Annotated in this window: 16 protein-coding genes, 2 tRNA genes and 1 pseudogene; 13 read left to right on the plus strand and 6 right to left on the minus strand. The window is 61.1% G+C overall.

Annotated elements, in window-relative coordinates; all coding sequences use genetic code 11:
- Window position 1: 1 nt before the first annotated feature.
- The 10 genes from rlmH to LNV28_RS09680 all read left to right on the plus strand — a co-directional run bounded on the left by rlmH (window position 2) and on the right by LNV28_RS09680 (window position 9263).
- Complete coding sequence (gene rlmH, locus LNV28_RS09635; protein ID WP_263520586.1) at window positions 2–469, plus strand: 23S rRNA (pseudouridine(1915)-N(3))-methyltransferase RlmH; 468 nt, start codon at window positions 2–4, stop codon at window positions 467–469.
- A complete protein-coding gene (locus LNV28_RS09640; RefSeq protein WP_263520587.1) occupies window positions 466–1077 on the plus strand; it encodes a Maf family protein in 612 nt (203 codons plus the stop codon). Before rlmH ends, LNV28_RS09640 begins: the two co-directional genes overlap by 4 nt.
- A gap of 134 nt (window positions 1078–1211) precedes the next feature.
- Window positions 1212–2696 carry a ribonuclease G gene (gene rng, locus LNV28_RS09645; protein ID WP_263520588.1) on the plus strand — a complete coding sequence of 495 codons (1485 nt, stop codon included), beginning with the start codon at window positions 1212–1214 and terminating at the stop codon, window positions 2694–2696.
- Window positions 2697–2830: 134 nt separating this feature from the next.
- Window positions 2831–4120: a Tol-Pal system beta propeller repeat protein TolB gene (tolB, locus tag LNV28_RS09650; protein WP_263520589.1), complete on the plus strand. Its 1290-nt coding sequence runs from the start codon at window positions 2831–2833 to the stop codon at window positions 4118–4120.
- 134 nt (window positions 4121–4254) lie between these two features.
- On the plus strand, window positions 4255–4791 hold the full coding sequence (gene pal / locus LNV28_RS09655; protein WP_318013843.1) for a peptidoglycan-associated lipoprotein Pal: 537 nt from the start codon (window positions 4255–4257) through the stop codon (window positions 4789–4791).
- Window position 4792: 1 nt separating this feature from the next.
- Complete coding sequence (gene ybgF / locus LNV28_RS09660) at window positions 4793–5572, plus strand: tol-pal system protein YbgF (RefSeq protein WP_263520590.1); 780 nt, start codon at window positions 4793–4795, stop codon at window positions 5570–5572.
- A 112-nt stretch (window positions 5573–5684) separates the two neighbouring features.
- Window positions 5685–6503, plus strand: coding sequence for a tRNA threonylcarbamoyladenosine dehydratase (locus tag LNV28_RS09665; protein WP_263520636.1), 819 nt, complete (start codon window positions 5685–5687; stop codon window positions 6501–6503).
- A gap of 87 nt (window positions 6504–6590) precedes the next feature.
- Window positions 6591–6666, plus strand: a tRNA-Lys gene (locus LNV28_RS09670).
- Between the two features lie 158 nt (window positions 6667–6824).
- Window positions 6825–6900: transfer RNA gene (locus LNV28_RS09675), tRNA-Lys, on the plus strand.
- Window positions 6901–8351: 1451 nt separating this feature from the next.
- On the plus strand, window positions 8352–9263 hold the full coding sequence (locus tag LNV28_RS09680) for a hypothetical protein (RefSeq protein WP_263568798.1): 912 nt from the start codon (window positions 8352–8354) through the stop codon (window positions 9261–9263).
- A gap of 670 nt (window positions 9264–9933) precedes the next feature.
- On the opposite strand, the gene LNV28_RS09685 is transcribed toward LNV28_RS09680, so the two are convergent.
- Both LNV28_RS09685 and LNV28_RS09690 read right to left on the minus strand, forming a co-directional pair.
- Window positions 9934–10584, minus strand: a complete 651-nt coding sequence (locus LNV28_RS09685) for an ATPase (protein ID WP_263568799.1) — start codon at window positions 10582–10584, stop codon at window positions 9934–9936.
- A gap of 157 nt (window positions 10585–10741) precedes the next feature.
- Window positions 10742–10996 (minus strand): hypothetical protein, encoded by a 255-nt coding sequence (locus tag LNV28_RS09690; protein WP_263568800.1) that lies wholly within the window; start codon window positions 10994–10996, stop codon window positions 10742–10744.
- A 435-nt stretch (window positions 10997–11431) separates the two neighbouring features.
- On the opposite strand from LNV28_RS09690, the pseudogene LNV28_RS09695 reads away from it, so the two are divergent.
- Window positions 11432–12093 (plus strand): annotated as a pseudogene (locus LNV28_RS09695) (transposase); the annotation flags it as partial.
- A gap of 92 nt (window positions 12094–12185) precedes the next feature.
- Here the strand turns inward: LNV28_RS09695 and LNV28_RS09700 are convergent.
- Window positions 12186–13376 (minus strand): MFS transporter, encoded by a 1191-nt coding sequence (locus LNV28_RS09700; protein ID WP_263568801.1) that lies wholly within the window; start codon window positions 13374–13376, stop codon window positions 12186–12188.
- 501 nt (window positions 13377–13877) lie between these two features.
- Here LNV28_RS09700 and LNV28_RS09705 point away from each other — a divergent pair.
- Window positions 13878–14645, plus strand: a complete 768-nt coding sequence (locus LNV28_RS09705) for a hypothetical protein (RefSeq protein WP_263568802.1) — start codon at window positions 13878–13880, stop codon at window positions 14643–14645.
- A gap of 173 nt (window positions 14646–14818) precedes the next feature.
- On the opposite strand, the gene LNV28_RS09710 is transcribed toward LNV28_RS09705, so the two are convergent.
- From LNV28_RS09710 to LNV28_RS09720, 3 genes are read right to left on the minus strand one after another with little or no spacing between them, the layout of a single operon-like run.
- Complete coding sequence (locus LNV28_RS09710) at window positions 14819–15721, minus strand: IS3 family transposase (protein ID WP_318013850.1); 903 nt, start codon at window positions 15719–15721, stop codon at window positions 14819–14821.
- The gene (locus LNV28_RS09715; RefSeq protein WP_263568803.1) at window positions 15640–15936 is read right to left on the minus strand and encodes a transposase; all 297 of its coding nucleotides are present in this window, start codon (window positions 15934–15936) and stop codon (window positions 15640–15642) included. Before LNV28_RS09715 ends, LNV28_RS09710 begins: the two co-directional genes overlap by 82 nt.
- A 23-nt stretch (window positions 15937–15959) precedes the next feature.
- Complete coding sequence (locus tag LNV28_RS09720; RefSeq protein WP_263568804.1) at window positions 15960–16418, minus strand: DUF6348 family protein; 459 nt, start codon at window positions 16416–16418, stop codon at window positions 15960–15962.
- A gap of 465 nt (window positions 16419–16883) precedes the next feature.
- Here LNV28_RS09720 and LNV28_RS09725 point away from each other — a divergent pair, with 465 nt between their 5' ends.
- Window positions 16884–17459, plus strand: coding sequence for a TVP38/TMEM64 family protein (locus tag LNV28_RS09725; RefSeq protein WP_263568805.1), 576 nt, complete (start codon window positions 16884–16886; stop codon window positions 17457–17459).
- The last annotated feature ends 596 nt before the right edge of the window (window positions 17460–18055 follow it).

Below are 18055 nucleotides of genomic sequence, written 5' to 3' on the forward strand. Positions count from 1 at the left end.
GATGCGTTTGTTCTTGATCGCCGTGGGCCAGCGTCAGCCGGCCTGGGCGGATACCGCCTATGAGGACTTTGCCAAGCGCTTTCCGCCCGAGATGCGCTTGGAGCTCAAGGTCGTCAAGGCCGAAACCCGGGGCAGCAAAACGGCCGAGCAATTGATGGCGGCCGAGGCGCAGCGTCTGGAGTCGGCCTGCCCCAAGGGCGTGCGCCGCATCATCCTCGATGAGCGTGGGGAGCGCCGCACCAGCAAACAGCTGGCCGAGCGCATGCAGCTCTGGATGGGTGAGGGCCGTGATGCGGCCCTCTTCATCGGCGGCCCCGATGGCCTGCACCCGGAGCTCAAGGCCACGGCCGATGAAACCCTGCGCCTGTCCGACCTGACCCTGCCGCATGCCTTTGCCCGCGTCCTGCTGGCCGAAGGCTTGTACCGCGCCTGGACCGTGATGACCGGCCACCCCTACCACCGAGAATGAGCAGCTCCGGCAATTTCATCTATCTGGCTTCGCAAAGCCCGCGCCGGCGCCAGCTGCTGGAGCAACTCGGCGTGCGCCATGAGCTTTTGCTGCCCGGGCCCGAGGAAGATGCTGAGGCGCTGGAGGCCGTTTTGCCCGGCGAGGCGCCTGAGGCGTATGTGGCGCGCGTGACCCAAGCCAAGCTCGATGCTGCGCTCTTGCGTCGCGCTGCGCGTGGCCTGCCCGAAGCACCGGTGCTGTGCTCCGACACCACCGTGGCGGTGGATCAGCAGATCCTGGGCAAGCCGGTCGATGTGGAGGACGCGTTGCGCACCCTGCGTCTGCTGGCCGGGCGTCGGCACCGCGTGATCACGGCGGTGGCTGTGGGGCAAGTTGAGCGGCGGGAGGCTGCCCTCAACGTTTCCGAAGTCGAGTTCGCGCCGGTCGGTGAGGACGCCCTGCGCCGCTATGTGGACAGCGGGGAGCCCTTCGGCAAGGCGGGCGCCTATGCGATACAAAGTCAGGCGGCCGCCTGGATTTCGCGCATCGAGGGCAGCTATTCAGGCATCATGGGTCTGCCCCTGTTTGAGACCGCGCAATTGCTGAGCGCCTGGGGCTGGCGCTTCTGAGATCCGATCTTCGCGCAGGGGCGCCGACGACAGACCGAGTCTTGTCGCATGAAGGCCCGAACGTTTCACGGCCCTCATGCAACAGCACTTGCAACAGCATTTGCGACAGCATTCGAGGATTGAGACGAGACGCCATGGAAGACATCCTGATCAATTGGTCGCCGCAGGAAACGCGCGTGGCCGTGGTGGAAAACGGTTCGGTGCAAGAGCTCCACGTCGAGCGCACGCTGGAGCGGGGCCTGGTGGGCAATGTCTATTCGGGCAAGGTCGCCCGGGTGCTGCCTGGCATGCAGTCCGCCTTCATCGACATCGGCCTGGAGCGGGCCGCCTTTTTGCACGTGGCTGATCTGCACCTGACCGGCACCCAGGCGGGACGAGGCCACCATGGCGAAGCCGGCGTGGCCACGCCGATCGAGCGCCTGGTGTTCGAGGGTCAGACCTTGACTGTGCAGGTCATCAAGGACCCGATCGGCAGCAAGGGCGCGCGCCTGTCCAGCCAGATCAGCATTGCCGGTCGCATGCTGGTGTTCCTGCCGCAGGACGAGCACATCGGCATCTCGCAGAAGATCGGCTCGCACGAAGCCCGCGAACAGCTGCGCGCGCGCATGCAGATCCTGGTCGGCAAGGCCGAGGAGGGCGGCGGTGGCGGCTTCATCCTGCGCACCAATGCCGAGGATGCCAGCGACGAGGAGCTGGGTTCCGACATTGCCTATTTGCGCAAGGCCTGGGCGGCGATCCGTGAGCGTGCTTTCAACTCTCCGCCGGGCACTTTGCTGCACCAAGATCTGAGCCTGGTCGAGCGGGTGCTGCGTGACCTGACCAGCGATCGCACCGGCTCCATCCGCATCGATTCCAAGCTGCAGTACGACGTGCTGCATGCCTTTGGCGAGACCTTCATGCCGGCGGCAACGGCCAAGCTTGAGCATTACCGCGGTGAGCGGCCGATCTTCGACCTCAACAACATCGATGCCGAGCTGAGCCGCGCCCTGGCCCGGCGGGTCGATCTGAAGTCGGGCGGCTACCTAATCTTCGACCAGACCGAGGCCATGACCACGGTCGACGTGAACACCGGCGGTTTCGTCGGCGCCCGCAATTTCGACGACACCATCTTCAAGACCAATCTCGAGGCGGCCGGCGCCATCGCGCGCCAGCTGCGCCTGCGCAATCTGGGCGGCATCATCATTGTCGACTTCATCGACATGACGCGCGAAGAGCACAAGTCGGCCGTGCTGACCGAGTTCCGCAAGCAGCTCAGCCGCGACCGTACCAAGGTCACCCTGGGCGGTTTCACCCAGCTGGGCCTGGTCGAGATGACGCGCAAGCGCACGCGTGAGTCGCTCTCGCGCATGCTCTGCGAACCTTGCCCGACCTGCGAAGGTCGCGGCCAGGTCAAGACCGCTCGAACCATTTGTTATGACATCATGCGCGAGATCCTGCGCGAGGCGCGCCAGTTCTCGCCCAAGGAGTTCCGCGTCGTGGCAGCGGCCAATGTGGTGGAGATGCTGTTGGACGAGGAAAGCCAGCATCTGGCCGGCTTGTCGGATTTCATAGGCAAGCCGATCTCGCTGACGGCCGAGCCGACCAATCAGACCGAGCATTACGACATCGTGTTGCTCTGATTGCGGCCGTCGGTGCCGCCTGGCGCTACAACGCCCGCATCAGCGGTGTGCTTTAACGCCCTCAGGCAAAATCCCGACCCTGGCCCGCGGCCTGCGCTGTGGACCCCTTCGCTTTGTTTTCTATGAGCACCTCCATGTCCGACCTATTTTCGCGCCGAGCCCTCCTGCAGCAAGCCGCCGCGGCTTCCGCCGCCGTGCTGGCTGGGCCTGCCCTGGCCCAGTTCCGGGTGGAAATCTCCGGCGTTGGCGGCTCGCAGCTGCCCATTGCCCTGCCGGATTTTCGTGACGAGTCGGCCAGCGGCCAGGCCGTGGCCGCCATCATCCGCGCTGACCTGGAGCGCAGCGGCCAGTTCAAGATCATCGATTCGGCTCCGGGCCTGTTCGAAGGCAGCGCACCGAACTGGAGCGAATGGCGCGGCAAGCAGGCCGATGCCCTGGCTGCCGGCTCGGTCAGCCGCTTAGCCGATGGTCGTTTCGATCTGCGCTACAAGCTCTGGGATGTGGTCAAGGGCGCTGACCTGGGCGGTGAAGCCCATGCTGTGACCGCAGAGGATGTGCGATTGGCGGCCCACCGCATTGCCGACACCATCTACCAAAAGCTGACCGGCGAGCGCGGCGTGTTCGCCACTCGCATGGCCTACGTCACGCGTGCTGGCGGCCGCTACAGCCTGCGCATCACCGATGCGGACGGCGAGGGCGGTCAGGTTGCCCTGGCCAGCCCCGAGCCCATCATTTCGCCGGCCTGGTCGCCCAATGGCCGCGAGCTGGCCTACGTGTCCTTCGAGACACGCAAGGCGGTGGTCTGGGTGCAGGATCTGCAGACTGGACGGCGACGCAAGCTGGCCGATTTCCGCGGCAGCAACAGCGCGCCGGCGTTTTCGCCCGATGGTGAGTCGGTGGTGCTGACCTTGTCGCGCGAGGGGGGCTCCCAGCTCTTCGTGATGAACCGTGACGGCAGCGGCGTGCGCCGCCTGACGCAAAGCTCGGCCATCGACACCGAGCCGGTGTTTGCCCCCGACGGCCGCTCGATCTACTTCGTCAGCGACCGGGGCGGCAGCCCGCAGATCTACCGCGTGGCGGTGGGCGGCGGCGCGCCCGAGCGCGTCAGCTTCAGCGGCAACTACAACATCAGCCCGACCGTCAGCCCCGACGGCCGCAGCCTGGCTTTTGTCACCCGCCTGAACGGAAGCCAGTTCCGCATCTGCGTGATGGATCTGGCCTCGGGCGTGGTCCAGCAGATCAGCGATGGCAGCGACGACGAGAGCCCGAGCTTCTCTCCCAATGGCCGTCTGATCGTCTATGCCACTCGCTCCGCCGGCCGCGATGTGTTGATGACCAGCACCCTGGACGGCCGCATCAAAGCCAAGCTGATTTCGACCTTGGCCGATGTGCGAGAGCCGACCTGGGGTCCCTTCGGCCGTTGATTTCTTTGCGCTTGCATCGAGCGAAACTTGTGCAAGCTGTATGACAATTCGCAGTTGTCAATGCGCCGGTCGGACCGGTTAGCGGCGGAACTTTTTCAAGACAGATCCATGTGATCGAAACAGGAGTGCTTTTCATGAAGATGACGCGTTTTGCTCTGTCCCTCTTGGCCGCTGCCGCCCTGGCTGGCTGCAGCACTGCCGTGAAGCTGGACGAGCCAGCGCCGGTGGAAACCCGCCCGGTGGCGCCTGTGGCCCCCACCAATTCCACTGCAAATGCTCAGCCCATGGCCGAGTCCAAGGTTCAGACCGTGGATCTGGGCGCTCAGCTGACCGCAGCCGTCGCCAACCAGCGCGTGGTCTATTTCGATCTGGACAGCTACACCGTCAAGGACGAGTTCCGTGGCTTGGTCGAAGCCCATGCCAAGCGCCTCAACAACGACCGCAAGATTGCTCTGAGCCTGGAAGGCCACACCGACGAGCGCGGCGGCCGCGAATACAACCTGGCCCTGGGTCAGAAGCGTGCCGAAGCGGTGGCCAAGTCCCTGGGCCTGCTGGGCGTTGGTGCAGCCCAAGTCGAGCCTGTGAGCTTTGGCAAAGAGCGCCCGGCCGCCCAAGGCAGCGATGAGGCCGCCTGGGCCAAGAACCGCCGCGTCGAGCTGAAGGACAAGTGAGATGAAGTTGCCGCGGCTGCTGCCGTTCTGCCTGGTGCTGGGCTTGGCCTTGAGCCAACCGGCGCGTGCCGGTCTGTTTGAGGACGAGGATGCTCGCAAGGCCATCCTCGACCTGCGTGCCAAGCTGCAACAGAGCGAGGACGCCCAGCGTCAGCGCGCCGAGCAGCTGAGCGCGCTGGTGCAGGACCAGCTCGGCCCATTGCGTCGCAGCCTGCTGGACCTCAATGGACAGATCGACACCTTGCGTGCCGAGATCGCCAAGCTGCGCGGCCAGAACGAGCAGCTGGCACGCGAGCTGTCCGAGACCCAGCGCAAGCTCAATGATCAGTTGCAGGCCTTTGATTCGCGCTTGAAGCCCATGGAGCCACAGAAAGTGGCACTCGATGGCCGCGAGTTTCAGGTGGACCCAGAGGAGCGCCGTCAGTACGAGGCGGCCATGGGCCTGGTTCGGCGCGGCGATTTCAACGAAGCGGGCGAGGCCTTGAGCAGTTTTGCCCGTCGTTTCCCGGCCAGTGGCTACAGCGACTCGGTGCGGTTCTGGCAGGGCAATGCCCAGTACGGCAAGCGTGAGTACAAGGAAGCGATCGCCACCTTCAAGGCCTTCATTTCCGGCAACCCCGAGCACCCGCGCGCGGCCGAAGCCTTGTTGGCCCTGGCCAATTGCCAGATCGAGCTCAAGGACACCAAGGCAGCCCGGCGCAGTCTCGGTGATTTGATCAAGGCCTACCCCGGCTCCGAAGCGGCGCAGGCTGGCAAGGAACGGCTGGCCGCGCTCAAGTAAGGGCGCTGGCTTTTCCCGACCGTTCAAGGCTCTGCGTGCAGAGCCTTTTTTGTGCGCCAACAGGATCTCTGGCTTGATGGATATGCAAGGACAAGACGATATGGCCGAAGCCATGAATGCAGTCACCGACCTGTCGGGCCTGGCGGAGTTCCCGGCCGACAGTGAGCGTCGTTTCGGTGGTCTGCGGCGCCTGTACGGTGAAGCCGACTATCTGCGCTTGCGCGCTGCGCATCTGGTCGTGGTCGGCTTGGGTGGCGTCGGCTCCTGGGCCGTGGAAGCGCTGGCGCGTTCCGGTGTGGCCAGCCTGACCTTGATCGATCTGGATCAGGTCTCCGAATCGAACATCAATCGTCAGATTCAGGCTCTAGGGTCGACGGTGGGCATGGCAAAGGGCGAGGCCCTGCGCTTGCGCATCCAGGACATCCATCCCGACTGCGAGGTGCGGGTGATCGAAGACTTTGTCGAACCTGGCAATTGGCCGGCCCTGCTGGGCGGCAGCGAGGCCGAGTCTCGGGTAGACGGTCTGATCGATGCCTGCGACCAAGTGCGTGCCAAAGCTTGCTTGGCGGCCTGGGCGCGCGCGCGCCAGCTGCCTTTTGTGACGGTGGGTGCCGCAGGTGGCAAACGCGAACCCCATCTGCTCAGCATCGAAGACCTGGCGGACACCACCCATGATCCTTTGCTCGCTTCGCTGCGCCAGCGCCTGCGCAAGGAATACGGTGCTCCGCGGCAAGGCAAGCTCGGTGTGCGTTGTGTGTTTTCGCGTGAGGCGGTACACCGCCCGCCCGAGGAAGGAGAGGGCGGTGAAGCCTGTGCCGTCGACGGCACGCTCAATTGCCATGGCTATGGCTCCAGCGTGGCAGTGACGGCCAGTTTTGGCATGGCAGCGGCGGCGGCCTTGATCCAGGCCGTGCTGGCCCGTGCGCGCTGAGGAGCCGCTTTTCATTGCACAAGAAGTTCTTGTGAAAGTATTGCCGGAAGCAAAAAATCCTGGCTATAATGATGGGCTTCGCTTGATGGGTCGTTAGCTCAGTTGGTAGAGCAGCGGACTTTTAATCCGTAGGTCGCAGGTTCGAGTCCCGCACGACCCACCATCTTGCTAAAAGCAACTCTGTTGCTCGGTAAGTGCGAAGAAGCTGAAAAGCAGATTTTTGAGATATTCGCTGAAACAGTGGAAATTCTAAAAAATCATGCTATACTGCAAGGCTTGCAAGGTTGCTAAGAAATTAACGCCAAGCAAGACAAAAGCGTAGGGCTCTTAGCTCAGTTGGTAGAGCAGCGGACTCTTAATCCGTAGGTCGAGTGTTCGAGTCACTCAGGGCCCACCAAAATTAAGAATGAAATCAAGCACTTAGCGCCAAACGGCCCTAGGTGCTTTTTTTCGTCCCGGTGCTGGTGCCAGTCTGGTGCCAGTATTTGTTGAGTTGATTCGTTGTTCGGCTCATGTTGCGCTAGTGCGTCGAAGCGTCCGCCTCTATTCCAGAGTTCGACAGAATAGTGCCGTCCAACGCAGCTTGAGCTTAGTAAATGCGGTTCTGGTCGCTCAGAAGTCCGTGTTTTGCAAAGACTCTCGGGACCGTCTCGCTTGCACGGCTGCAGCAAGCTCTCAAAAGCTCTGGGTCCATCCTGGGATCTGTGGGTCAAGGGTGGGATGTCTCTCCCATCGGTGGTTGCCCGGGATCGCTCCCTTGAATTGGCAGCTTTCTGTCCATGCAGACCTTAGGTTCAAAAATCTGCTTGTTTTGCACGTGCCTGAAGACGACGTCGATAGCCTATAGGCCGCTTCGCAGCGGTTCCGGCCGTTGGCCTTCGGACGGCGAACTCACGCTGACTGGTACCAAGCGGACACTGGGCTTGGCGACCGGCGGTGGTGTGAACGTCAGCTGTACGAGGTATTGCAGCCGTAGGACTCGCGAGTGTCGGCTGGCGTCACACCGGCGACAGCTTCTCTACAGTTTGAGCTTTCGCTGCCACCCTAAGCCGCCACAGATGCTGGTGAAATTGATTCCGGCAAGCCGGACGATCAGGAACTGGTTCCGCAGTCGCCGTGTCAGTATGTAACCCGAAAGGGGACGCCAGACCAATCCGGCAGCTTGGATCTATCCCTGACCTCCCCGCGCCTTTTGGCGCATGCCCGCTTTATTGCTGACGATTATTGCAGCGGCTCGTAGGTTGTTCTTCTTGACCAGCTGTGTGCGTCAGCATGGCAAGGCCGGGGGAGTTGCGCAAGACGCCCTATCCCCAACGTTCAGTCCAAGCTTTGCGACGCTATGGCTTGGTGACTTCCGTTCGTCTAGTCTCCTCGTCACTATTGATGAGGTATCACTTCCCTTCGCAGAAAGCACTTCGGCTTGAATGCTTCAGGCGCTGATAGGCTGGTGTCGCCAGGTGCGAAGCGCAGCCGTAGCGCTACAGCGTAGCTACGTGCGAGGTCATCACGCACCAATGCTCGCTTTTGAGGCGCCCTGGCTGGCTTTGGGCCGCCTGCGGAGAACTACTCTGCCAGACAGGGGCGGCGGGAGAATTTCGCGCGCTAAGGGCGAACAACATTGGCTCGTATAGAAGTCTTTCACCCTACCTAAAGCCGCGGCACACGAATCATCAGCAGCTTGTAGGGTGGCTGGCGAGACCTGACCCCGACCGCCCAAGATCGGGTACGCGCGCGCCGCACCATGTCGGGTTCTTGGTGCTCAATCCGTTTTTTTGATGAAGGGGTAAGTACCGTGGCGGCAACCCTCGGTAGCCCGAATGATCGGAAAAACACGCGAGGGAGCGAAGAATGAAAACTGCACTGGCGCTAGCTATTTCCTGCGCACTTTTCTCCGGCTGCGCACTGACGCCAAGCCAGGTAGCGGTACCCAAACCGGTACCGCTCACGACTGGGACCGGAAGTACGAAGAGTGCGATCCAGGACCCGTGGGTGAAGGCGCTCGCGGATGCAGACGCACTTCGCACCAATGGAAACCGCATTCCTCTGACCACTGATCAGCCGAACCTCCAAGCGCAGCTAGAGCTCTACGCTGCGTTCTGGCGCGACACCGAGGGCGAGTACCTCTTGCTCGGGCGCGACATCCCGGGCCGGGGGCGAGACGTTGCGGTGCTTACCGCTGCCTACTACGCGGTCAAGAACCACATGAAGGAGGCCCGCTACGCGGGAATCTTCGCTGCGCTCTTTGGGTCATTTTCGGACACCTATCGGGTCGAGACCCAGGCCAAGAACTACCAGACCGCCTCGGCCACGATGCTGTGCATCTCCGAAGCGGTCGACAAGGTGCCCAGGTCCGCGTGGAGCATGTTGGACGCGACCGGCGCCTTCAAGAAGGAGAACACCTCACTGCTCACTGGGACAGAGAGCGAGCGGCTGGGCGCCCTGGCCACGCTCAACGATGTGTTTCCCGCGGTGAACCGAACGATGAACAAGGCGCTGGCGCGCCTCATGAAGGACCAGCGCGAACTGAAGCTCTCGGGCGTCAACATGGAGAGTCTTAGAGCTGCCTATGACAAAGAACGAGAGGCACGGGACAAGGCGATCAAACAAGGCGAGGAGCTACGGGCCGGAATCGTTAGCATCGCCAACGTTACGGAGAGGGCTGCACGCAATGCGGAGGTCGACTCGGACATGGCCAACATCACGGCCCTGACGACGCTCCCGCCGAATGCGGACAAGTGCTATGCCGGTACCGGCGGTTGACTTCGCAGGTCCGGGGGTCTACGCGGTGGCTTGCCTACTGGGCTAGGCGCGCTTTGCTCGGGCTCATGCTTTTTGAATGTTGGATGGTGAGAGCAGCGGTCGCCCGACGACTTTCGGCCGAACTCCATGAGCAGCCCGCCGCCGCCGTCTCGACGGACCTATCGCAAGCACCTAGTTCTCTCAGCCAGCAAGAAATTGAGCCACCGCGAAGCCGACGGTCGCCGCCGGCAGTTTGTCGCCGGCACCGGGTCTTGCCTGGCGAGACAGTAAGCTGACCTTCGGTGGATGGATGCGGCGGGCCCGGGGCGGCTAACGGCGGATCTGCTGGGCACCCGGTCCCGGCCACAAGCGGTCGTGGACGAAGGTCTGCATCCCAACGACCAAGTGTTGACGTGGCCGCTGCAACGGCGTGTCAAGGAATGGCGGCTGCACTCGCATCGTCGTCTGGCTCGAAGCCAAGCGAAATGCAACGACAGCGAGCGCACGGTCATCCTGGATACCAACTTCACCCTATTCGTGCGCCGTTTGGATGCAGAGCTCCACTCGAGCTGCATTGGCGCCGCCCGCGTGCGCCAGATCAACCGTGCCCTTCGACTGCAACCGCGCGACGCGCAGGAGGGTTGGCAACAGCGTGTGAGGCGGGCGCCACGGCTTGGCACCCTCGGGAAACTCAGGAGAACTGCTTCCAGAGCTCGGTTTCGAGAAACCAAGGGCTGATCCGGCTGGCCCCGAGCCGGATTTCCTCGAAGTCGGTCACCTCGGCCAGCAACTTGTGCTTTGTGCCCGAGTTGTCAAAGATGTAGGCCCGGTGGGCCACCTTGCATGCCTCGGTCATCAGGGCGATGGAGCGGTGGTACCTGCTTACCACGAGCTCATCTTTCACGGGATGCCCACCCTGCAGGACACGCCGGTGCACGCGGTCGATGTTGATCGTCGGGTCGTCGGTGGCCACGAAGTAGAGGTACACGCGGTAGCCGCGTTCCCTCGCCTGCCGCATGAAATTGATCTTAGACGGGTGCGACATCACGGTCTCGAACGTGAACGTCTGGCCTTCCTCCAGCAACTCTTGGCGCACGGCATCGGCAAGCGACGCCGCGAGATAGGAGTCGTAGGGCCCTGGCACCCACAGCCTCATCGCGTCATCGAGTGTCATGCCCGCCAACAGGGCCTGTAGGTCCAGCCGCTTCTCCAGCCCGAAGGTCTCCAGGCTCTTCTTGATGCGCTTGAGAACCACAGCTGGCTCGCCGCTGACGCCGAGGCTGCGCAAGCTCAGGAAGCCCGCAGAGGCGACCAGGTCTCGCTCCATCTCGTCGGCATTCACGAAGACGCCAATCCACTGGGGCTTCAGGTCTGGTTTGATGGTGCTCTTGCCCGATCCGTTCGGACCGGCGAGAACCCGGAGTCGAGGCTGCGCGGGCTGTGCCGCTGGCGCTTGAGGTGGTTTTGCGGCCTTAGCCGCTGCATCCGCGCCGGGCGGCTTACTTGACACGCCTGAGGACGGTGCCGGTCTTGACGCGCTTGCCGACCGGCAAGCTCTTGATGACCGTCACGCTCCCATCGAGCGCGCGCTTCACGACCTGACCATTGCTGGTCTTCACGGTCACTGCACCAGTCTGCTGCAGCGTGGTCCGGTAGGCCTCATGACCAGCCTTCGCCGCCAGCGCCGGAATGCGTCGCTCGACGATCTGCATACCGCGTTCGGTGAGGGTGTTACGGCTGGTACGGGAAGACATTTTGTGGCTCTGCAACGGTTTGTGTAAGTCTACCAGCGGAAGCCCTGCTGGATGTGACGGCAGGTTAATGTCCCGCTGTCAGCATGCGGTGCTGGTGTGGAGCGGCCCCCCAATGAATGCTTTCCGGTACCGGATTTGGGCTCGCCAACTTCTGCTGTGGGTCGGCAGCGCAAGGTGGCGCTGCGCCGAACCAGTCGTTGACGAGCACCTCGCTGCCGCGCCGTGTCGAGTGTCCGGTGACGGATGCAAAGCCGCCGTACGAGTTGCTACCCGGCGAAAGGCGGGTGACGGTCAAAGCGGCCGCTCAATCCCTAGATGCGAATGACTCCGACCAGCCTGGAGGCGTCGTTGGCTGCCGGCCGGCAGCTATGCAGGGCGGATTCAACTGGTCGATGCAGCACACTAGGACCCGCTCGGGCCGAAGGAGTGTTGGAGATGAAACAGCGACCGCGGATCTACTACTCAGACAGCCAGAAGGAGCTGATGCGGGAGCGTTGGAAGGATGGCTGGACACTGCACGAGATTGGGAAGCTTTTCGACCGAGGTCACTCGTCGCTCCAACAGATCATTGCCCGGACCGGCGGAATTCGCCCAACAGATCGCAGCCACTCACGGCTCGCGCTGCCCCTGGCTGAGCGGGGGGAAAGATTTCAATTGGACTGGCGCTCGGCCGGTCAATCCGTTCCATCGCCGCACAGATTGGCCGAGCGCCATCCACGGTGAGTCGAGAGATCGAGCGCAATGGCGGGCGCATCGGCTATCGAGCCAGCCATGCCGACAGTGCCGCATGGGATCGCGCGCATCGCCCAAAGCAATGCAAACTGACTCAAGATCGAGAGCTGGCGCGCACAGTGGCCAGCAAGCTGCGTCTGCGGTGGTCTCCCGAGCAGATCGCCGGCGGGCTCAAGCATACTTATCCGAGCGACGAGAGCCAGCACGTGTCGCACAAGACCATCTACCGAAGCCTGTTCATTCAAGCGCTCGGCGCCTTGAAGAAGGAACTTCTGGAACATCTGCGACGAACTCGCGGTATGCGCCACTCTCGTCAATACACGCAAAAGACGGCTGGCCACGGGCAGATCGTGGACGCAGTTTCGCCGTGTCGTATCTGATCAAACAGCTCATTGGGAATATCGAGGTGCAGCCGTTCGACTGCCTCCCAGGCGGGATTTTTCATGTTTTTAGGGACTCAGTTGACGGGCGCTATCGCAGCGTCGGCCTTCGGCCGTAATGCACACATCGAGTACCAACCAGCGGTAAGCAGACTTAGCAAACCAAGAGCTATCAACGTGCGGTCCAGCTTTTGCAAGGAGGCAAGACTTCCCATGAAGATCGGAAAGGCGAAGAAGCCGACGTGGAAGTGCGTGTTGAACAAGGCCATGGCCATTGGCCGACTCGTCGCTGGAAACACGTCCGAGGCCCACACACTAAGAATCGGCGACACCGCGCTGTAGCCGATTCCGAATACGAGGCCAGCAACCACTGCTGTCCAGATGGTGGGAAAAGCCCCTAGCGCAATGAATGACAGTGCCATGCACACGAACGCCCCTGCGACCGCCTCCTCGCGAGGCCGCTTCTGTATCCAGGTCATCAGCACGAAACGCGTCGTGAAGAAGGCAAGAGTCATCGATGAGAAGAAAGCACCCACCAAAATCCCATGGCTTCTGAGGTGCAAAGCGCAGTATCCAAACACCATGCCCCAGCTGATGCCCATAACGAAATTTGTCGCTGACGCCAGTCGGAACGCACCTGACCTGAAGAATGACAGGTAGGAAACCGGGGGCGGCACTATCGTTGACCTAGAGACTGCGTGCGTGACGCAAAGGCGACCCAGGATTGCAACGGCCAACAGTCCGGGCACGGACAACCACAGGAAGTAACCTCGCAGGCCGACGTGGTCCAGCACGAACTCCGCCGCGGCCGGCCCGATGGCGTTAGGCAACGTGATCATGCTTCCGAACAGTCCGAACAGATATGTGGTCCTGGGTCCTCTCAACATGTCGCGCGCTACAAACGTGGAGGCGGCAAAGTAAACGCCGAAACCCAGGCCGAAAACTGCCCTGCAGATGGCCCCGCCGACCGTTGAGCGTATCCACCATTCGAATCCTGCGAAACTCAGAATCATCAACACTTGGCCCGCAAATGCTACCTGTAGTGGATTCAGGCTTCGAAGAAGCCTTCCGGTCACCAGTATGGCGATGATCACTGGGGCAATCGGGCTTGAGAGCACGATACCGATTTCGCGGCTCGAATGTCCATTCCTTTCAAGTACGAGGGATAGCAACGCGAGCGTCGAGCCGGTCGTAAACAACAAGAAGGTAGAGACGCAAAGCTGTACGAACGCCCTGCGTTGAGACGGCGACTCAAACGATTCACTCATGTCGGGCGCAAACGTCGTGGATGAAGTTGATCAGCGCCTCGGGCTGCTCCACCCGCGACGCATGTCCTCCGGGGAGTGTGAGCACCTGAGTAGCGCAGATTGGTGCCAGCATTGGGTTCAATACGGAGGTCGCCGTTAGCTGCGTAGCTTAGATCGAAGTCTATGACCGTTGTGACCAGGTATCCATGGTTCATCAGTTCTGCGACATAGACCTGCTGACCGATGGTTCTGCGCCTAAGGACCACAGCATGGTGTTTGAGTCCTTCGAAGCCTAGCTCTGTGGATTTGGCGCCAACAAGTCATACGCCCGTGACATCGATCAGCTTCAAATGCATGCGACCCTCCCTTTCGAGTTTTCTATGCATTGCAAACGGGCTTCGTCTTCTATTGGTTCTCGGTATTTCCCCGGTGGCTCATCTGGTGAGCTTTTGAGGCGCAAGACTTCATGGGCACTTCAAGCTGCACGCTCTGCGCTTGTGCACCACGAAACAGGGAAACGATATGAGCGACTCAGATGCAACTTTTCCGACTGCCAAACCGAGTAGGTCTTTGGCTGACGCACCAACCACATCACGCAGAAGCCTTCCTTGGTCCGCTCTCGGCAAGGCTGCTGTCGCTGCTCTGGGCGCCATCGCGACGGCGCTTCACTTCATCGGGCAGGAGGCTTACGACCGGTACCTCCTTCATTGGGGATTTGACAGCGGGTTGCTGCCGCTGGATACCAGCATTCGCGTGCACTACGGCTATAGGGCTGTACTCGAAGGCTTGCACACATTGTTGAATAGTCCAGCAGGCGGTGCTTTCCTTGCGGCCATTTTTTTCATGTGTGCCATTCAGTTTTGGGTAACCTCCGCCACAAGAAACTACCCTCCAGAAAACACGCGACTGGGCAGGTGGCTGAAGCGTAATGCCGATCGGCTTCCTCGCTGGCTCAAGAGCCTTGTCTCATCCTTTGGGCTTTCGGGGCTGATAGTTGGACTTCTGTATTACCTGGTTTTGGCTGCCTTCATTGCGTTGGCCGTAGCGCCCATTATTGGCGAGCATGCAGCGGATAAATGGGCGAAGCACAAGGAGGGTCAGATCCAATTGGGTTGCCAGCGTAGTGGAAAGCGCGGCGTTTGCACGGAGCTCAGCGACGAAGGGAAGGTGGTTGGCAGAGGTTTCATTATTTCCAGCTCGACCACCTACATCGCCTACTTTGATGTGGCCGCGAAGCGCAGCCGTCTGATCAAGCTCGGCGACATTGAGCTGACAGGGTGGGTGCCCTAGGGTCCTTTTCTACCTTGGACTTCGAACATTGGGTTTGGGCGTCAGATGAGTGGATGTTCGCTCAGTGCTGAGGCTGCTTTCAGGTAGTTGCAGCAAACGGTCGGAAGCCTCTATAGCGGATTGTTGTGGCCTGCTAGGGGGCAACCAGTTCTGCTGGTGGAACTTGCGCCGATTCAGTTGACACATGATTGCTGCCGCTGCTGTTGCTCGAATTTAACCGGGGATAGATAGCTCAGCGAGGAATGTAGCCGCTGCTGGTTGTAGAGGCCGATGTAGCTGCGCAGTGCGGTACGCAGTTGCTTGTCCGTCTCGAACGACATGCCATGCAAGGACTCGGTCTTCATCGAGTGGAAGAACGACTCCATGTGCGCGTTGTCGTTCATTTTTCCGGGCCGGTTCATGCTCTGCTTGATGCCCAGCCGGTTCAGTTGCTCCCGATACTCGTATGCCGCATATTCGATGCCCCGATCGCTGTGGAAGATCAAACCCGGCGACGGCTGGCGCTTGCGCACGGCATGATTCAGAGCCTGACGCGTCAGCGCAGCATCGCGACGCCGGCTCAGGCTCCAGCCCACCAGCCGCCGGGAGTGTCGATCCATCACCGCCGCCATGTAGCGCCACTGGCCCGCCACTTTGAGGTACGTCACGTCACCGACCCAGGCCTGGTCTGCATCGCTCAGCGCCACGTCTCGCAGCGCATTGGGTACGCTGGCGAAGAACTTGCGTTGCCCCACCTTGGCACGCCGGTACAGCCGGGCGCTGCGCCCCTGCAGGCCCGCCTTGCGCATCAGACGCGCCACCCGACGGCGCCCCACCTGAACGCCCTGCTGCTTGAGCTGCTGCGCAATGCGCGGGCTGCCGTAGTAGCCTCGGCTTTGCTCGTGAACCAAGCGCACCTGCTCAATGAGTTGCTCGTCGCCGGCAGCTCTGACGCTGCGCTCACGCCGGCACCAGGCGTAGTAGCCTGCGCGGGTGACTTGGTACAGCTTGCACATCACTTGGATCGAGTGGGCTTGCCGGTTTGCCGCGATGAAGGCGAAGACTTCCGCTTTTGATCTGCTGCAAACCGGATGAATTTTTTTAGCAGATCGTGCTCCGTCTGCAAACGCTTGAACTGCTGCTCGACTTCGCGCAGCCGGCGCAGCTCCGCCACTGCTGCGGGTTCAACCGGCTCGATGGGGCCGGACAGCTCGCCATCACGCTCTTGCTTTCGCCACTTGGACAGCATGAAGGGATGAATGCACAAGGACTCCGCCACGTCCTTGATCAGCACCCCTGGCTGCTCGCTCATCAGCACCGCCTTGAGCTTGAAACTCAGCTCGTAACGGTGAACTTTTCTTGGCCCTGCTGTTCCCATTGAACACTTCCTTCGTTAGGTGGATGTGTCAACGAAACCGATTCAAGCTCCCAAGACCAGAGGCACGACTGAAGTGCATGAAATGAGTTGATCGTGAAGTTCTCGAGCCAAACTGACAGCCGGGCATCGCCCGCACCGAGACCCGCGAAGCACTCCTCGATGACAACGTCGTCGCGCACCAAGACCTGCATATCGAGTCGACCGTGTGTCTCACCAGGCTGCCAGGTGCCACGGATGGCAGGCAGTTCACCCTTGGGAAGCACCCAGCCGTCATGGGCGTTTGACGCCAACCCATGGCGTGTGAACAGTTCGAGCAACCAAGTCTGGGGGGTCAACTCCGGCCTGGCGTCGCCAAGTTCGGATGGTTCCGCCGTGGGTGTACTTCGCTTGCTGAAGAGACGCCTGATGAATCGCATGCTCTTATCGTGATGGCGGCGCCGAAGTTCATGCTGGTATCGGTGTATCGGCCATCCAGCCAAGTGATTGGGAAAACCCAGTGTGCCCGAAAGCAGGCATTCGTGAGTGGCGAGTTCTGGTCGGCTGCGTGAATTCAACGAATCCGTGCGAATACCTGCAATAGGCACATTGCCGCCCAACGATTGCCAAATCCGACCGACTGCAACAAGCCTTTTGCTGTCATCTGCTTGGCATTGGTGAAACCTGGCCCTCCGCATGGAGTAGCCATTGCCAAACGTCGGCTTTAGGGATCAACCGGGTCGATGCGGCGGCTGTACAACGGTGCAATTTTGATCGCCTCGGCTAGCGTTGGCCTGGACGGTTCCGGGATGTCGGCCTTTATGCATCCTTGCCCATTCTGCGGCGCACGCTGCTTGACTTGCTGTGCTGAGGCGCTTGTCGCGCGAATGCCTTAAATTCGAGGCATGCACAACCGATCGATCCGTCTTAGCATCGTCCTCGTTTTCCTGGCTTTGGCCTGGGCCATGCTGCGGTTCGGCGAATTTGGCGAGCATTTCACGCTGGCCGGCTTGCGCACTATTTTCAATGCACATGAAATTGCTGGGGTACTGATTTTCACCGCCCTGTTTGCGGCCGGCAATTTGCTCCAGATTCCGGGCTGGCTGTTTCTGGCCGCCGCAGTGCTAGCGCTTGGGCGAGTATGGGGCGGCCTGATCACATATTTGGCAGCCTGTGCGTCCTGCCTCAGCACCTTCGGCTTGATCCGTTTGCTGGGTGGCGACGCGCTGCGCCAATGGAGCAACAGTGGCACGATCGCGAAACGACTATTCGCGCGTCTTGACAGTCACCCGCTGCAAAGCGTCACGGCGCTGCGCCTGATGTTCCAGACCGTTCCGGCGCTAAACGTTGCGTTGGCGTTGTCAGGGGTAGGTTGGCGCAGCTACCTGCTCGGTACATTGATAGGTCTGCCGGTACCCATTCTGCTTTATGCACTGTTCTTTGATCAGGTGGCGGCCTGGGCGCATTGGAATTTGGGTTGAGCGCGTGGCGGCCGCCTGCTCGCTCCGGTGTAACTTTTGCAAGTGGTGCTGCGATTGAGACATGGTGAGCCTTGGGGAACGGCGCACGTCCCCAACTTTCCTGCCCCACTTGGCAGGCAGGATGTTGGAATCGCCTCGGCGTGCAGTTCAATACCGGGGCGATTCAAGACAGTAGCAAGAGCACTCGCAGGCGTATGGCAATGGAGATTTGGAAATTGCGCTTGACGGCGCGGTTAGGGGCAATTCCCATAGCCTGAAGTTCAAATCCAGCGCAGATCCTCGGGGTTCCATGTGGCTGTCTCCGGACTCTTGGCGGCCTCGACGTGCGTAGGGGGCACAGTGAGTCAATCAGAAGCGCTACGGTTTCATAGAGGCCAGCCGCATCAAGGCGGTTCTTGTTTAGGAAGGGCTGCCATTGGCGTAGCTTGGCTGAACGCTTGGGTCAATGCCAAGGGGGCTGAGTAGGCAGATCAGTTTGCCGCCTCGCAAAGGTGTCTGCGATGGCCGCCGCCAGTGTGGCGCCCTCCAGTTCGGTACGTCATGCAATCCCCGCCGGGTCAAAGAAGTCCTTCATGCGGCTGTTCGTTTGTCCTTGT

This window comes from Paucibacter sp. DJ2R-2, assembly GCF_025717675.1.
Classification (GTDB): domain Bacteria; phylum Pseudomonadota; class Gammaproteobacteria; order Burkholderiales; family Burkholderiaceae_C; genus Paucibacter_A.

Excerpts from the sequence above, each read along its gene's own strand:
- LNV28_RS09665 (WP_263520636.1), top strand. The coding sequence starts at position 5,685 with ATGAATGCAGTCACCGACCTGTCGGGCCTGGCGGAGTTCCCGGCCGAC.
- rlmH (WP_263520586.1), top strand. The coding sequence starts at position 2 with ATGCGTTTGTTCTTGATCGCCGTGGGCCAGCGTCAGCCGGCCTGGGCG.
- LNV28_RS09725 (WP_263568805.1), top strand. The coding sequence starts at position 16,884 with ATGCACAACCGATCGATCCGTCTTAGCATCGTCCTCGTTTTCCTGGCT.
- tolB (WP_263520589.1), top strand. The coding sequence starts at position 2,831 with ATGTCCGACCTATTTTCGCGCCGAGCCCTCCTGCAGCAAGCCGCCGCG.
- LNV28_RS09705 (WP_263568802.1), top strand. The coding sequence starts at position 13,878 with ATGAGCGACTCAGATGCAACTTTTCCGACTGCCAAACCGAGTAGGTCT.
- pal (WP_318013843.1), top strand. The coding sequence starts at position 4,255 with ATGAAGATGACGCGTTTTGCTCTGTCCCTCTTGGCCGCTGCCGCCCTG.
- LNV28_RS09715 (WP_263568803.1), bottom strand. The coding sequence starts at position 15,936 with ATGAGCGAGCAGCCAGGGGTGCTGATCAAGGACGTGGCGGAGTCCTTG.
- LNV28_RS09690 (WP_263568800.1), bottom strand. The coding sequence starts at position 10,996 with ATGTCTTCCCGTACCAGCCGTAACACCCTCACCGAACGCGGTATGCAG.
- rng (WP_263520588.1), top strand. The coding sequence starts at position 1,212 with ATGGAAGACATCCTGATCAATTGGTCGCCGCAGGAAACGCGCGTGGCC.
- LNV28_RS09720 (WP_263568804.1), bottom strand. The coding sequence starts at position 16,418 with ATGCGATTCATCAGGCGTCTCTTCAGCAAGCGAAGTACACCCACGGCG.
- LNV28_RS09640 (WP_263520587.1), top strand. The coding sequence starts at position 466 with ATGAGCAGCTCCGGCAATTTCATCTATCTGGCTTCGCAAAGCCCGCGC.
- LNV28_RS09680 (WP_263568798.1), top strand. The coding sequence starts at position 8,352 with ATGAAAACTGCACTGGCGCTAGCTATTTCCTGCGCACTTTTCTCCGGC.
- ybgF (WP_263520590.1), top strand. The coding sequence starts at position 4,793 with ATGAAGTTGCCGCGGCTGCTGCCGTTCTGCCTGGTGCTGGGCTTGGCC.
- LNV28_RS09700 (WP_263568801.1), bottom strand. The coding sequence starts at position 13,376 with ATGAGTGAATCGTTTGAGTCGCCGTCTCAACGCAGGGCGTTCGTACAG.